The sequence below is a fragment of the Streptomyces sp. NPDC028305 genome (assembly GCF_055569495.1).
The window spans coordinates 173,175-186,806 of sequence record NZ_JBVHTN010000002.1 but is presented as its reverse complement, the minus strand read 5'-3'; the positions used below and the strand labels follow the sequence as shown (position 1 = coordinate 186,806).

Here is a 13,632-nt window from a genome sequence, read left to right as displayed (position 1 = left end):
GCGGTGCGTTCGGCAGGTGGGCCGCCGTGGGGTCAGTCCTGGTCGGCCAGGCGCAGGAGGGTGGTCGCCAGGACATCGACGCCGTGGGCGCATGCCTCGGGGGTCGAGTACTCGCGGGGGTTGTGGCTGATGCCGTCGTACTCTCCCCGCACGAAGATCATGGCGGTGGGGCAGAGCGCGGCGATCTCCTGGGCGTCGTGTCCGGCGCCGGACAGCAGGGAGATGTGCTCCAGGCCGTGGTCGTCGGCGGCCTGCGCGATGGTCTTCCGCACCCCCTCGTCGAAGGGGACGTAGGCGGTCCTGGCCATGCGCCGGGTGGTCAGCGACAGCCCCGGTTGACTGCCTTCCAGGTCGTGGAGGAACGTGGCGAGGGCTTTCTCGGCGCGGGCCATCTGAGTGTCGTCGGGGTTGCGCAGGTCGACGGTCATCTCGGCGCGGGCCGGGACGATGTTGGTCAGGTCCGGGTGGACAACCAGATGGCCGACGGTGGCGCGCAGCTCGCCGTACTCACCGGAGTCGACCAGGGCCCGCAGGTGGACGACGATCTGCGCGGCCGCGAGGCCCGCGTCGGCGCGCAGGTGGGTGGGGGTGGTGCCGGCGTGGGCGGCGCGGCCGTGGATGGTGATCTCCTGCCAGGAGATGCCCTGCACACCGGTGACGACACCGATCTCGACGCCGTTCTCGGCGAGGACCGGCCCCTGCTCGATATGGCACTCGACGTAGGCGTACGGCGGGGCGAGGCACACGTCGGTGGGGCAGCCGGGGCCGTCGAAGCCGGTGCGGGCGAGTTCGCCGCCGAGGGTGCGGCCGTCGCGGTCGGTCAGGGCGTGTGCGTACTCCACGGTCAGGCGGCCGGCGGCCACGGCGCTGCCGAGCATGTCGGTGCCGAAGCGGACGCCTTCCTCCTCGGTGAAGATGCCGACCTCGACCGGGCGGCGGGTGCGGATGCCGCGCTCGTTCAGGGTCCGTATGACCTCGATGCCGCCCAGGACGCCGAGGCAGCCGTCGAAGGCGCCGGCGGTGGCGACGCTGTCGATGTGCGAGCCGGTCAGCACCGGGGCCGCGGTGGGGTCGGTGCCCTCGCGGCGGCCGTAGATGTTGCCCATCCGGTCGATACGGACGGCCAGTCCGGCCTCTTCCATCCAGGCGATGACCTGGCGGCGGCCGGCCGCGTCGGCGTCGGTCAGGGCGAGGCGGTTGACGCCGCGCAGGCCGGTGCGCTCGTCGTCGTAGGCGCCGATCTCGGCGAGGTCCATGAGGGACTGCCACAGGCGTTCGCCGTTGACAGTGATCTTCGGGCTGGTCATGGCTTGTCTCCGGGGGGTGGTCAGAAGCGGTGTGTGCCGTGGGCGGTGGTGGAGTGCGGGTTGGCGGCCGTGCCCTCGGTGCTCAGCAGGACGACCGTCGACGTCGCGCCGAGGCCCAGCGCCGTACGGCGGTCTTCGGCGCCCGCGCCGGTGAGCACCGCGCGCAGGCCGGCGAGAGCCGCGGCCCCGCACGGGCCCGAGGACACGCCGAGGGCGTCGAGGCGGGCGGCTGCGAGGGCGCTGTCGTCGTCGGGGATGGCGACCGCGGCGTCCAGCCCGCCGCGCAGGTAGGGCCAGGCGATGCTGGACGGGGTGCCGCAGTTGAGTCCGGCCATGGTGGTGTCGCCGGTGGTGACGCTGACGGGTGCACCGTGGGTGAGGCTCTCGAGCACGCAGGCCGCGGACTCCGGCTCCACCGAGAGCAGTGCCGGAGCCCGCCTGGAGGTGTGGCTGCGGTAGTGCGTGATCACGGCCTGGGCCAGCGACCCCACGCCCACCGGGACGGCGACGAGGTCGGGTCCGTCGGCGGCTCCCTGTGCCGCCAACTGCTCGTCGATCTCCGCGCAGAGGGTGGAGTAGCCCTCGACGATCCAGCCCGGGATCTGCTCATAGCCGGGCCAGGCGGTGTCCTGGACCAGGACCGCGTCCGGCGCGGCGGCCGCCCGGGCCGCCCGGCGTACGGCCTCGTCGTACGCCCCCTCGACCTCGGTGACCTTCGCCTGCTCGGCGACGATGGCCGCCACGGCCCCCGCGTGCACGCCCCGCGGGACGAAGACATGGGCGCGCTGCCCGAGCAGGCGTGCCGTGTGGGCCACCGCGCGGCCGTGGTTGCCGTCGGTGGCGGTCACCAGGGTGACCGGGCCCGGCGCCCGGCCGCTCGCGGCCCGCTCGGCCAGGGTGCGGTGGACCGCCCAGGACGCGCCCAGCGCCTTGAAGGCGGGCAGCCCCAGACGGCAGGACTCGTCCTTGACGAAGACCCGGCCGACCCCCAACTCGAAGGCCAGAGCGGATAGTTCGTGCAGCGGGGTGGGTGAGTAGGCGGGCAGCGCGGCGTGGAAGCCCCGCACCTCGGTGGGTGCCGGATCACACCGCCAGGTACGGGCGCCTGGCCGCGCCAGCCACGGCAGCGCGCGGGGGGAGGAGAGGTTCTCAAGCACACGATCAGGGTCCGGCACCCGCCCAGGATCGGTCCAGCGAATGTTTTCGACGTATACTCATCGGAAAAACCGACCATTGAAGCTGTCGCTGCGCGACGGCGGGGAAACCGGACCGGCGATGTTCGATCTGCACCGGCTGCGCCTGCTGCGCGAGCTCAAGCACCGCGGCACCCTGGCGGCCGTCGCCTCGGCCCTGTCCTACGCGCCCTCATCCGTCTCCCAGCAGCTCTCCCAGCTGGAAGCCGAAGTCGGCGTCCCGCTGCTGGAGCCGGTCGGCCGGCGGGTGCGGCTGACCGAGCAGGCCGAGATCCTCGTCGCCCACACCGAAGCGGTCCTCGAACGCCTGGAGCGCGCGGAGGCCGACATCGCCACCTCCCTCACCGAGCTGACCGGCACCCTGCGCATCGCCTCGTTCCAGACGGCGGCCCTGGCCCTGGTCCCGGCCGCGCTGGGCCTGCTGCGCGATCGGCACCCGAGCCTGCGCGTCCATGTCACGCACATGGAACCGGAAAAGTCCCTGCCCGCCCTGCTGGCCCGCGACTTCGACCTGGTCCTCGCCGAGGAATACCCCGGTAACCCCAATCCGCGCTCCGCCGAACTCGAACAAGAGGACCTGCTCGACGACCCCCTCCACCTCGCCCTGCCCGAACCGGTCGTGGGGCCGGGCACCGACGGCCCGATGGCGGCGCTGCGTTCGCTCGCGGACCACCCCTGGGTGATGGAACCCGAGGGCACGGCCGCCCGGCACTGGGCCACGGCCCTGTGCCGCAACGCCGGGTTCGAGCCCGACGTACGGTTCGAGACCACCGACCTCCTGCTCCACCTCCGCCTCGTCGAGCAGGGCCACGCCGCCTCTTTCCTACCCGAGCTGGTCTGGAACGGACAACCCCGGACCGTCACCCTGCGGCAGCTCCCCCGCGGCCAGCGCGCCCGCCGCATCTTCACCGTCGTACGCCGCGGGCGCAGCCGGCACCCCGCGGTCCTCGCGTGCCGGGGCGCCCTCCACCGAGCGGTCGCCCTGGACTCCGGCCGGGCATCGGGAGTACCCGGAAACTGAACCAGCGCCGGGTGCTGGTCATGCGGGACACTCCTGGACCTGTCCGGGTCACTCCCAGACCACCACGTTGCGCCGCACCGGCACCCCCGAGGGGTCGGAGGCGAACAGTTCGGGTGAGTGGGCGCGGATGCGCTCGATGTCGCTGAAGACGGCCCTCAGATGAACGCGCATGGAGGTGCGGGCGAGCTGGACGTTCCCGCCGAGCACCGCGTCGAAGATCTCGTGGTGCTGGGCGGCGAAGACGGCCGGGGACACGTTCTCATGGAGACCGAGGCGCCGGGCCCGGTCCAGATGCCCCTTGGCCGCGGCGACCGTGGACCAGACGTTGCCGTGCCCGCTCAACCGCATCAGGCCCTGGTGGAAGGCCTCGTCCAGCTCGAAGAACTCCTCGAGGCCGAGGTCCGCGCGCTGCTGGCGTTTCAGGTTGTCCCGTAGCTCCTCGACGACCGCGGGGTCGAGCTGTGGGGGCAGATCGTCCAAGGAGGTCAGCTCGACTGCCTCCCGCAGGAACTGCGCGTCCGCGACCTGCGCCGGGTCCACCCGGGACACAAATGACCCGATCTTCGGGAAGATCTGCACCAGGCCCTCCTGGGCCAGCAGGATCAGGCTCTCCCGCACCGGTGTGCGGCTCACGCCCAGGGACGCCGCGAGTTCGTTCTCCGACAGGGCGGCGCCCGGGGCGAGTTCGAGGGTCAGGACCATCTGACGCAGCTTGAGGTAGATAGCGCGCCGACTCGTCCGACGGCGGTTCGATTGAGCCATGCGCCCATCGTACGTATCGGCGGAGCCCGCCCGGCGCCGGTCGGGGAGGTGTGGGCCGACTTTGGGCCGCCCGTAAAAACATGGTGACGGGAGTATTGCCGACGAGCACGACAGCTGCTTGTATACAAGCACTGCGCGACAGGAACTGCCCGACCGATGGCGGACGCCGGTCGGGCAGCCTGGTACCACCGCGCCGCGAGGAGAGCCCCCATTGAGCAAGATCGAACGTGTCGACGTGTTCGTCGCATCCCCCGGGCGCACCTTCGTCACGCTGCGCATCACCACCTCGGACGGGGTGACCGGCCTCGGCGACGCCACGCTCAACGGCCGTGAGCTGTCCGTGGCGAGCTATCTGCGCGACCACGTGGCTCCGCTGCTGATCGGCAAGGACCCCGCCCGCATCGAGGACATGTGGCAGTACCTGTACAAGGGCGCGTACTGGCGTCGCGGGCCCGTCACCATGACGGCCATCTCCGCCGTCGACACCGCGCTGTGGGACATCAAGGGGAAGACCGCCCGGCTGCCCGTCTACCAGCTCCTCGGCGGCCGGTCCCGTGATGGCGTCCTGGTGTACTCGCACGCCAGCGGCGCCGACGTGCCCTCGCTGCTCGACGACGTCGAGCGCTATCTGGAGCTGGGCTACAAGGCCGTCCGGGCGCAGGCCGCGGTGCCGGAGGTCGGTGGTACGTACGGGGTCCGCAAGGGCAAGGTCTACGAGCCCGCCGCGACCGATCTGCCCGACGAGCAGCCCTGGGACACCGAGGCCTACCTCGGCTTCGCGCCCACCTACCTGGAGGCGGTGCGGGAGCGCTTCGGCTTCGGCTTCCACCTCCTGCACGACGTGCACCACCGGCTGACCCCCATCGAGGCGGCCCGCTTCGGCAAGAGCGTCGAGGCCTGCCGGCTGTTCTGGATGGAGGACCCGACGCCGGCCGAGAACCAGGAGGCGTTCCGGCTCATCCGGCAGCACACCACGACCCCGATCGCGGTGGGCGAGGTGATGAACTCGATCTGGGACGTCCAGCAGCTGATCACCGAGCAGCTCATCGACTATGTGCGCACCACCGTCGTCCACGCGGGCGGCATCACCCATCTGCGGCGGATCTTCGACCTCGCGGCGCTCTACCAGGTGCGCACCGGCTCCCACGGCGCGACCGACCTCTCCCCCGTCAGCATGGCCGCCGCCGTGCACCTCGACGTGACGGTGCCGAACTTCGGCATCCAGGAGTACATGGGCCACGCCGACGAGACCCACGAGGTGTTCCGCAGCGGCGTCACGTTCGCCGACGGCATGCTCCACCCGTCCGAGGAGCCGGGTCTGGGCGTGGAGTACGACGAGAAGGCCGCCGAGCGCTTCCCCTACCAGCGGCGCTACCTGCCGGTCGCGCGCCGCCTCGACGGCTCGGTGCACGACTGGTGAGCGCCACCGCCCGCCCCGCGCTGAACCGCGCGGCGCTCTCCCGCCTCGCCCCCGAGGCGCGCCCCGCGGTCGACCCCGCCGAGTTGCGCGCCAGGGTCGTCCACTTCGGGCTCGGCGCCTTCCACCGGGCGCACCAGGCGGTCTACACCGAGAACGCCGCCGCCCAGTCCGGCGAGCCCTGGGGCATCACCGCCGTCGCGCCCCGGTCGGCGGAGACCGTGCGCGCGCTGCGGGACCAGGACTGCCTCTACTCGTGCACCGAACGCCACCCGGAGGGCAGCGTCACCCGCGTCGTGGGCTCGGTCGTCGGCGCGCTCGCGATGGGGCCGGACGCCGAGGCCGTCGACGCCCTGCTCGCCGACCCCGAGGTGACCGTGGTCACCCTGACCGTCACGGAGAAGGGCTACCACCGCTCGCCGCTGACCGGCGGTCTGGACACCGCGGCGGCACCGGTCGCCGCCGACCTCGCCGCGGCCCCCGGCGGCCGCCTCGCCACCGTGGTGGGCCGGCTGGCCGCCGGGCTGGCCGCGCGGATGCGGGCCGGCGCGCCGCCGGTCACCGTGGTGTCCTGCGACAACATGGCGGGCAACGGCGCCGCGCTGGGCCGGGTCGTCCATGACTTCGTCCGGGCCTCCGCCTGGCCGGACCGCGACACCATCCTGGCCGAAATGGCCGAAAGCGTCGCCTTCCCGGCTACCGTCGTGGACCGGATCGTGCCCGCCACGAGCGAGGCCGAGCGGTCCGCCGCCGCTGCCGCGCTCGGGGTGCACGACGCCCTCCCCGTGACGGGTGAGCCCTACCGTCAGTGGGTGCTGGAGGACTCGTTCGCCGCGCCCCGGCCGCCCTGGGAACGGGACGGCGCCCTGTTCGTCCCCGACGTCGCGCCGTACCAGCTCACCAAGCTGCGGCTGCTGAACGGCTCCCACTCGGCGCTGGCCTACCTCGGCCTGGCCGCCGGGTGCGCCACCATCGCCGACACCATGGCGGCGGACTGGGGTGCGCCCCTGGTCCGGGCGCTGTGCGCGGAGGTCGCCCCCACCCTCCCCGCCGACGGCCCCGATCCGGTCGCGTACGCCGACGATCTCGTCGTACGCTTCCGCAATCCCGCGATGCGCCACCTGCTGCGGCAGATCGGCTCCGACGGCTCTCTGAAGATCACCGAGCGCTGGCTCCCTGCCCTGCGCGAGCTGCGCGCCCGCGGCGCGGCCACCCCGGTGCTGGAACTCGCCCTCGCGGCCTGGGCGCACGCCACCCGCCACGCCCACGGCACCCTCGCCGACCCCGCGGCCGAGGCGCTCGCCGCCTGCTGGGAACCGTCGGACCGCCCCTCGACGGCGGTGCGCGCGCTGCTGCGCCTGCTCGGCGCGGCGGACCTGGCGGACGACGACGCCCTCGTCGCCGCCGTCGCGGACCGGCTGCCCGCGCTCCGCTCGGGCCGCGTGGAGATCTGAGCCGGCCCGGCCGCCGGCCCGCCCACCGCACATCACCCCTCCCCCGAACACCGCTCACCGTCGTCCCCGAACAACGGAGTTCACCATGCAGGACAGCACCATGACCGAGGAGCAGGCGCGCCCCGCGCAACGCACCACGAGCGATCTGGCCAGAGCCGCCGTCTCGGGCTGGCTCGGTACGGCCATGGAGTTCATGGACTTCCAGCTCTACTCGCTGGCCGCCGCGATCGTCTTCAACAAGCTCTTCTTCCCGGACGTCAGCCCCGCCATCGGCCTGATCGCCGCCATGGCCACGTACGGCGTCGGCTACGTCGCCCGGCTCGCCGGCGCCGTCTACTTCGGGCGGATGGGCGACCGGATCGGCCGCAAGAAGGTCCTGTACCTCACCATCCTGCTGATGGGCGCCTCCACCACCCTCATCGGCGCCCTGCCCACCTACTCCGCCATCGGCATCGCGGCGCCGATCCTGCTCGTCGCGCTGCGGCTGGTGCAGGGCTTCGGCGCGGGCGCCGAGATCGCCGGGGCCACCGTGCTGCTCGCCGAGTACGCCCCCGTCCGCCGGCGCGGCCTGGTCTCCTCGCTGGTCTCGCTCGGCACCAACTCCGGAACGCTCGCCGCCTCGGGCCTGTGGGCCCTGCTGCTCGGCGTGCTCAGCGAGGAGCAGCTGCTCTCCTGGGGCTGGCGGCTGCCCTTCCTGCTGAGCTTCGCGCTGATGCTCTTCGCGTTCTGGCTGCGCCGTGGCCTCAGGGAGAGCCCGGTCTTCGCCGAGCGCGCCGACGTGGTGGACGGCGTGGCCCTGCGCCGCGACGAGGTCGAGTCCGCCATCGCCGAGGCCGACGACCACCGGGGCGATGTGCTGGCGGCCGGTGTCCGGCAGCGCAAGGGCAAGGCGTTCTTCCTCGCGCTCGGACTGCGCTTCGGCCAGGCAGGCAACTCCGGGCTCGTCCAGACGTTCCTCGTCGGCTACATCGCCACCAACCTCGCCGTCGGCAAGACCGTCCCCACCGACGCGATCATGTACGGCTCACTGCTGGGCTTCGTCACCGTGCCGCTGATCGGCCTGCTCGGCGACCGCTTCGGACGCCGGGTGCTCTACCTCACGCTCACCGTGCTCACCATGGCCGCGGCCTTCCCGGCGATGCTCCTGATCACCTCCGGCTCCACCCCGGGCGTGCTGATCGGCATGGTGCTCGCCCTGAACGTCGGTGTCCTCGGGCTGTTCTCGCTGGAGAGCGTGACAATGGCCGAACTCTTCGGCGCCCGCTCCCGGTTCACCCAGCTCGCGCTCGCCAAGGAGATCGGCGGGATCCTCGCCACCGCGATCGGCCCGGTCCTGGCGGCCACGCTCACGGCCGTCACCGGCAGCTGGTGGCCGATCGCGGCGATGCTCGTCGTCTACTCGCTCATCACCTTCGTCAGCGCGCTGCTCTCCCCCGAGACACGCGGACGCGACCTGGTCCGGCTGGAGGACGCGGCATGAGTACGGCCACGGGAGACCGCCGTATGCGGGCGGTCGTGGTGCACGGCCCCGGCGATGTGCGCGTCGACGAACGGGCCCGGCCGGTGCCGGGCCCCGGCGAGATCCTCCTGGCCCTGGAGTGGGGCGGGATCTGCGGATCGGACATCGCCTACTGGAAGAAGGGGGCGTCCGGTACGGCCTCGCTCACGCACCCGCTGGTGCTCGGGCACGAGGTCGCGGGCCGGATCGCCGCGCTCGGCCCTGGGGTCACCGGCCTCGGCGAAGGGCAGCCGGTCACCGTCCACCCGGCGCAGCTCGTCGGCGACGGCGTACTGCCGGCGCGGATCGCCGGGCGCACCAACCTCTACCCAAGCGTCCGCTACTTCGGCTCGGCGGCCTTCGACCCGCACACCGACGGCGGGTTCAGCGAGTACCGGGCGGTCCGCGCGGACCAGATCCGGCCACTGCCAGACGGCGTCGACACCGAACGCGGCGCCCTGGCCGAGCCGTTGGCGGTCGCCCTGCACGCCGTCGGCCGCGTCCCCGACCTGCGCGGCCGTACCGTCCTGGTCAACGGCGCGGGACCGATCGGCTCGCTGGTCGTCGCCGCGGCCCGGCACCGCGGGGCGGGCACGGTCGTCGCCGCCGACCTGGCGGCGTCCTCCCTCGCCGTCGCCCGCGCCATGGGCGCCGACGAGACCCGCGACCTCTCGCGCGGCGACGGCCTGCCACAGGACGTGGACCTCGTCTTCGAGGCCTCCGGCGCCCCGGCCGCGCTCGGCCCGGTCCTGCGCGCCACCGCCCGCGGCGGCACCCTCGTCCAGGTCGGCAACCTGCCCGGCACGCCCGCCCCGGCGGTCCTCGGTGACCTGGTGACCCGCGAGATCACCTGGATCGGCTCCTACCGCTTCGTCGACGAGATCGACGACGCCCTGCGCGCCCTGCGGGACGGCCTGGATGTGACGCCGCTGATCACCCACCGCTTCCCGCTGGAACGGGCGGAGGAGGCACTGGCCGTCGCCGCCGACCCGCACAGCGGCAGCAGCAAGGTCATGCTGCGGCTGACCGCAGCATGAGGCCCGGCGCATGAGACGCGGTTCAGGGAGACGCGGTTCATCAGGCGCGGCGCGCCCCTCCCGGGCGCGCCGCTCCCCGCCCCGAACGCCCCGCGCGGTCGGCATGCGGGTGGCCCTCAGCGGTGAGAAACTCGTACCACCGCGCGTATGAGGCGCCCTCGCCACCCGCCGCAACGACACCAGGCGCAGAGGGGTAGTCGTGGATCAATGGACCAGGCGCGAGGACAAACGGCTTCTCACCGGAAGCGGCCGCTATGTCGCCGACATCGATGTGCCCGGCTGTCTGGACGCCGTGTTCGTCAGGAGCCCCGTCGGCCATGGCACCCTGCGCGAGGTGGACTGCGCCGCCGCCCGCGCGGTGCCCGGAGTGGTCGGGGCCTGGTCCGCCGCGGACTTCACCGATCTGCCCGCGTGCGCGCAGTCGGCCGCCGGCCTCCAGGATCTGCCCCCGGTGCCGTACACCTTGCTCGCCAAGCTGTCCACGGAGGAGTCGGTGGCAGGCCGCGAGTGGCCGGCGCTGGTGAAGGACCGGGTTCGGTTCGCGGGCGAGGCGGTCGCGGTGGTGCTGGGCGAGGACCGCTACCGGGCCGAGGACGGAGCGGCGGAGATCGACTTCCGGATCGATCCGCTGCCGGCGGTGGTGACACCGTCCGCGGCGGCGGACGACCGCGTTCGCCTGTTCGACGGCTTGAGCAACGTCGCGTTCGAAGGGGATACCGGCAGGCCCGTCGAGGAGTCGACGTGGCGGGAGGCGGCCGTCGTCGTGGAGGGCCGGTACCGTCAGCAACTGCTCATGCCCACCCCGATGGAGTGCCGGACCATCCTCGCCGTGCCCGAGGGAGACCGGCTGACCGTGTGGTCGGGGCATCAGATGCCGCACCGGCTGCGCCGTGAACTGGCCGCGTTGCTGGGGTTGCCGACCGACCGGCTGCGGGTGGTCGTCCCGGACACCGGAGGAGCGTTCGGGTCGAAGAGCGCCTCGTTCCCGGAGTTCGTGGTGGTCGCCTTCCTGGCGATGCGGCTCAAGCGGCCCGTGCGGTGGATCGAGGACCGTCTGGAGTCCATGGCGGTCGCGACCCGGGGCCGGGGACAGGACCAGCGGGTGCGGCTCGCCGCCGACGGTGAGGGGCGGCTGCTCGCCTACGAGTTGACGGTCGACGCCGATGTCGGCGCGTATCCGCACCTCGGGGTGGGGCTGCCGATGCAGACCGCCTGGATGGCACCGGGTCCGTACGCCACCCCCGAGGTGCACGCGACCGTCCGCTCGGTGCTGACCAACACGATGCTGACGTATCCCTATCGCGGGGCGGGCCGGCCGGAGGCCGCGATCGCTCTGGAGCGGGCGATGGACGACCTGGCCCGTCGGCTGAACACGGACCCGGCGGAACTGCGGCGGCGCAACTTCATCCCGCCCGAGGACTTCCCGTACGAGACGCCCACGGGCCGGCGCTACGACAGCGGGAACTACGCCGCCGCGCTCGACCTGGCGCTGGAGACCGTCGGCTACGACGAGTGGCGGGCCGAGCAGGCCCGGCGCCGCGCCGACCCGGACGCCCTGCCCGTGGGCATCGGTCTGTCCTGCTACGTGGAGCGCTCCGGCGGTGAGCCCGGAGGACTGCACGAGTTCGGGAGCATCGAGGTCGACGAGGACGGCACGATCATCGTCCGTTGCGGGGCCGCGTCGAGCGGCCAGGGCCACGAGACGGTCTTCCCCGCGCTGGTCGCCGAGACCCTGGGCGTCGAGGGGCGGCGGGTCCGGCTGGTCGAGGGGGACACCGACGAACTGGCCGAAGGTCTCGGCTCCTTCGCCAGCAGGTCGGCGCAGGTGGCCGGAGCGATGCTCCAGCACGCCTCCCAGTTGCTCATCGATGAGGCCCGCGACCGGGCCGCACGGCTGTGGCAGGTGCCGGTCGAGGAGGTGGAGTGGTCCCACGGCGCCGTACACCACGGCCCGGCGGCCACGGACGTGGCCGAACTGGCCAAGGCCACGGGGACGTTGCGGGTGGAGGACAGATTCGAGTCGGGCATGGCGTTTCCGTTCGGCGCCCATGTGGCGGTGGCCGAGGTCGATCCGGAGCTGGGCACCGTGCGGCTGCTGCGGGTGGTGGCGGTGGACGACTGCGGCGTGGCGCTCAATCCCACTCTCGTGCACGGCCAGGCGTTCGGATCGGCCGTGCAGGGGATCGGCCAGGCGCTGTACGAAGGCATCCCCTACGACGACGCCGGCACACCGATGCTGGCCAACGGCCTGCTGGACTATCTGGTGCCGACGTTCACGGAGATCCCGCCGCTCGAGGTCAAGGACACCTGCACACCGAGTCCCAGCACGCCGCTGGGCGCGAAGGGAGCGGGCGAGTCGGGCTGCATCGGCACCCCGGGCGCGGTCGTCAACGCGGTGGTCGACGCCCTCCAGGTCGCCGACCCCGCCCTGCTTCAGATGCCGCTCACCCCGGATGTGGTGTGGCGGGCGGCCCGCGCCCCCAAATTCGAGGAGGCCAGGTGAAGCCCGCCGCCTTCGACTACGTCGTGCCGCGCACGGTGCCCGAGGCCGTCGAGGCACTCGGCGACTCCGGGCGCGAGGCCCAGGTTCTCGCCGGTGGCCAGAGCCTGATCCTCGAGATGCACCTGGAGCGCGTCCACCCCGGCCTCGTGGTCGACATCAACCGCCTCCCGGCGCTCGACGAGATGCGGGTGTACGACCACTCGCTGCGGGTCGGCGCGCTGGTGCGGCATCAGGTCTTCGAGTCCCCCAGGGCCGTACCGGGTCCGCTCGGCACACTCTTCTCACGCGCCGTCGTGAACATCGCCCACCCTCCCATCCGCGCTCGCGGCACCATGGTGGGCAGCTTCGCCTGGGCGCATCCCGCCTCCGAGTGGTGTGCCATCGGTGTCGCCCTGGACGCGGACGTCGAACTGCACGGCCCGGACGGCGCTCGCGAGGTGGCGGCCCGCGACTACTTCCACGGGCCGTACCGGACCGCGCGGCGCCCGGAGGAACTGATCACCTCGGTGCGCTACCCCCTGCTCGGCGACGACACGGGGGTCGGCTTCCTCGAGCACCGGCGCACGCACTTCTGTTTCGCGCAGGTGGCCGTCGCGGCGGCCCTGACCATCGGCGACGGGGTGATCCGCGAGGCGCGGATCGGGCTGGTCAACTGCGCCGACCGGCCGGTGCGGGCACGCGCGGCGGAGCAGTTGCTGACCGGCGCCGAGGCCGGCCCCCTCCCGGTCGGCCACCGGATTCCGGAGGGCCACCCGTTCGCCCGCGCCGGCCGGACGGCCGCGGCGGAGGACGCCTCGCCCGTGGCCGAGCCGTACGCCGATCTCGAGTACCGGCGGCAGGCCATCGCGGTCCTGGTGGCCAGGACGCTGAGCCAGGCAGCGGCGGACCATCGGTCGCGGGCCGCCGCGGGCAAGGGAGATCCCCCATGAAGATCACCCTCAATGTGAACGGTGACGCGTACCCGCTCGACGTCGAGCCACGGCGCATCCTCGCCGACGTACTGCGCGAGGACTGCGGTCTCACCGGTACGCATCTGGGCTGCGAGCACGGCGTCTGCGGCGCCTGCACGGTCCTCGTCGACGGCAGCGCCGTCCGCTCCTGCCTCATGTTCGCCGTGCAGTGCGACGGCAGCACGGTGCGCACCGTGGAAGGGCTCTCGGGGCCCGATGGCGAGCCACACCCCCTCCAGCGCGCCTTCTCGGCCGAACACGCCCTCCAATGCGGGTTCTGCACGCCGGGGTTCCTCATGGTGGCCGCCGGAGCGCTGGAGGCCGACCCCGCGCTCGGTGACGACCCGGAGGCCGTCGCGGGCCTCGTGGGCTCCAACCTCTGCCGGTGCACCGGCTACGAGCCCATCAGGCGCGCCATCGCCCGCGCCGCCCGGGAACGGCAGAACACCGCCACCTGACGAACTGGTCGACGGGCGTCCGCCCGCGGCGC

Annotated in this window: 11 protein-coding genes; 8 read left to right on the top strand and 3 right to left on the bottom strand. The window is 73.0% G+C overall.

The genetic code is table 11. From position 1 onward, the window contains the following. Nucleotides 1–32: 32 nt before the first annotated feature. Together ACZ4WQ_RS07720 and ACZ4WQ_RS07715 are read right to left on the bottom strand one after the other, a co-directional pair. Nucleotides 33–1,307, bottom strand: coding sequence for a M20 family metallo-hydrolase (locus tag ACZ4WQ_RS07720; protein WP_398374116.1), 1,275 nt, complete (start codon nt 1,305–1,307; stop codon nt 33–35). A 20-nt stretch (nt 1,308–1,327) separates the two neighbouring features. Further along, entirely contained in the window at nt 1,328–2,464 is a 1,137-nt protein-coding gene (locus ACZ4WQ_RS07715; protein WP_398374115.1) for a diaminopropionate ammonia-lyase, read from the bottom strand. Nucleotides 2,465–2,582: 118 nt separating this feature from the next. On the opposite strand from ACZ4WQ_RS07715, the gene ACZ4WQ_RS07710 reads away from it, so the two are divergent. Next, nucleotides 2,583–3,521: a LysR family transcriptional regulator gene (locus tag ACZ4WQ_RS07710; protein ID WP_398374436.1), complete on the top strand. Its 939-nt coding sequence runs from the start codon at nt 2,583–2,585 to the stop codon at nt 3,519–3,521. Nucleotides 3,522–3,569: 48 nt separating this feature from the next. On the opposite strand, the gene ACZ4WQ_RS07705 is transcribed toward ACZ4WQ_RS07710, so the two are convergent. After that, entirely contained in the window at nt 3,570–4,283 is a 714-nt protein-coding gene (locus ACZ4WQ_RS07705) for a GntR family transcriptional regulator (protein WP_358843696.1), read from the bottom strand. A 211-nt stretch (nt 4,284–4,494) separates the two neighbouring features. On the opposite strand from ACZ4WQ_RS07705, the gene manD reads away from it, so the two are divergent. The 7 genes from manD (at nt 4,495) to ACZ4WQ_RS07670 (ending at nt 13,600) form a co-directional block, all read left to right on the top strand. Beyond that, complete coding sequence (gene manD, locus ACZ4WQ_RS07700) at nt 4,495–5,703, top strand: D-mannonate dehydratase ManD (RefSeq protein ID WP_311721996.1); 1,209 nt, start codon at nt 4,495–4,497, stop codon at nt 5,701–5,703. Beyond that, nucleotides 5,700–7,154: a mannitol dehydrogenase family protein gene (locus tag ACZ4WQ_RS07695; protein WP_398374114.1), complete on the top strand. Its 1,455-nt coding sequence runs from the start codon at nt 5,700–5,702 to the stop codon at nt 7,152–7,154. The genes manD and ACZ4WQ_RS07695 overlap by 4 nt, the downstream gene beginning before the upstream one ends. Before the next feature lie 85 nt (nt 7,155–7,239). Continuing rightward, on the top strand, nt 7,240–8,634 hold the full coding sequence (locus ACZ4WQ_RS07690) for an MFS transporter (RefSeq protein WP_385340157.1): 1,395 nt from the start codon (nt 7,240–7,242) through the stop codon (nt 8,632–8,634). After that, the gene (locus ACZ4WQ_RS07685) at nt 8,631–9,689 is read left to right on the top strand and encodes an L-idonate 5-dehydrogenase (RefSeq protein ID WP_398374113.1); all 1,059 of its coding nucleotides are present in this window, start codon (nt 8,631–8,633) and stop codon (nt 9,687–9,689) included. Before ACZ4WQ_RS07690 ends, ACZ4WQ_RS07685 begins: the two co-directional genes overlap by 4 nt. Nucleotides 9,690–9,888: 199 nt before the next feature. Then, a complete protein-coding gene (locus ACZ4WQ_RS07680; RefSeq protein ID WP_398374112.1) occupies nt 9,889–12,192 on the top strand; it encodes a xanthine dehydrogenase family protein molybdopterin-binding subunit in 2,304 nt (767 codons plus the stop codon). Then, nucleotides 12,189–13,121 (top strand): FAD binding domain-containing protein, encoded by a 933-nt coding sequence (locus tag ACZ4WQ_RS07675; RefSeq protein WP_385340161.1) that lies wholly within the window; start codon nt 12,189–12,191, stop codon nt 13,119–13,121. Before ACZ4WQ_RS07680 ends, ACZ4WQ_RS07675 begins: the two co-directional genes overlap by 4 nt. Next, nucleotides 13,118–13,600: a (2Fe-2S)-binding protein gene (locus tag ACZ4WQ_RS07670; RefSeq protein WP_311721990.1), complete on the top strand. Its 483-nt coding sequence runs from the start codon at nt 13,118–13,120 to the stop codon at nt 13,598–13,600. The genes ACZ4WQ_RS07675 and ACZ4WQ_RS07670 overlap by 4 nt, the downstream gene beginning before the upstream one ends. The last annotated feature ends 32 nt before the right edge of the window (nt 13,601–13,632 follow it).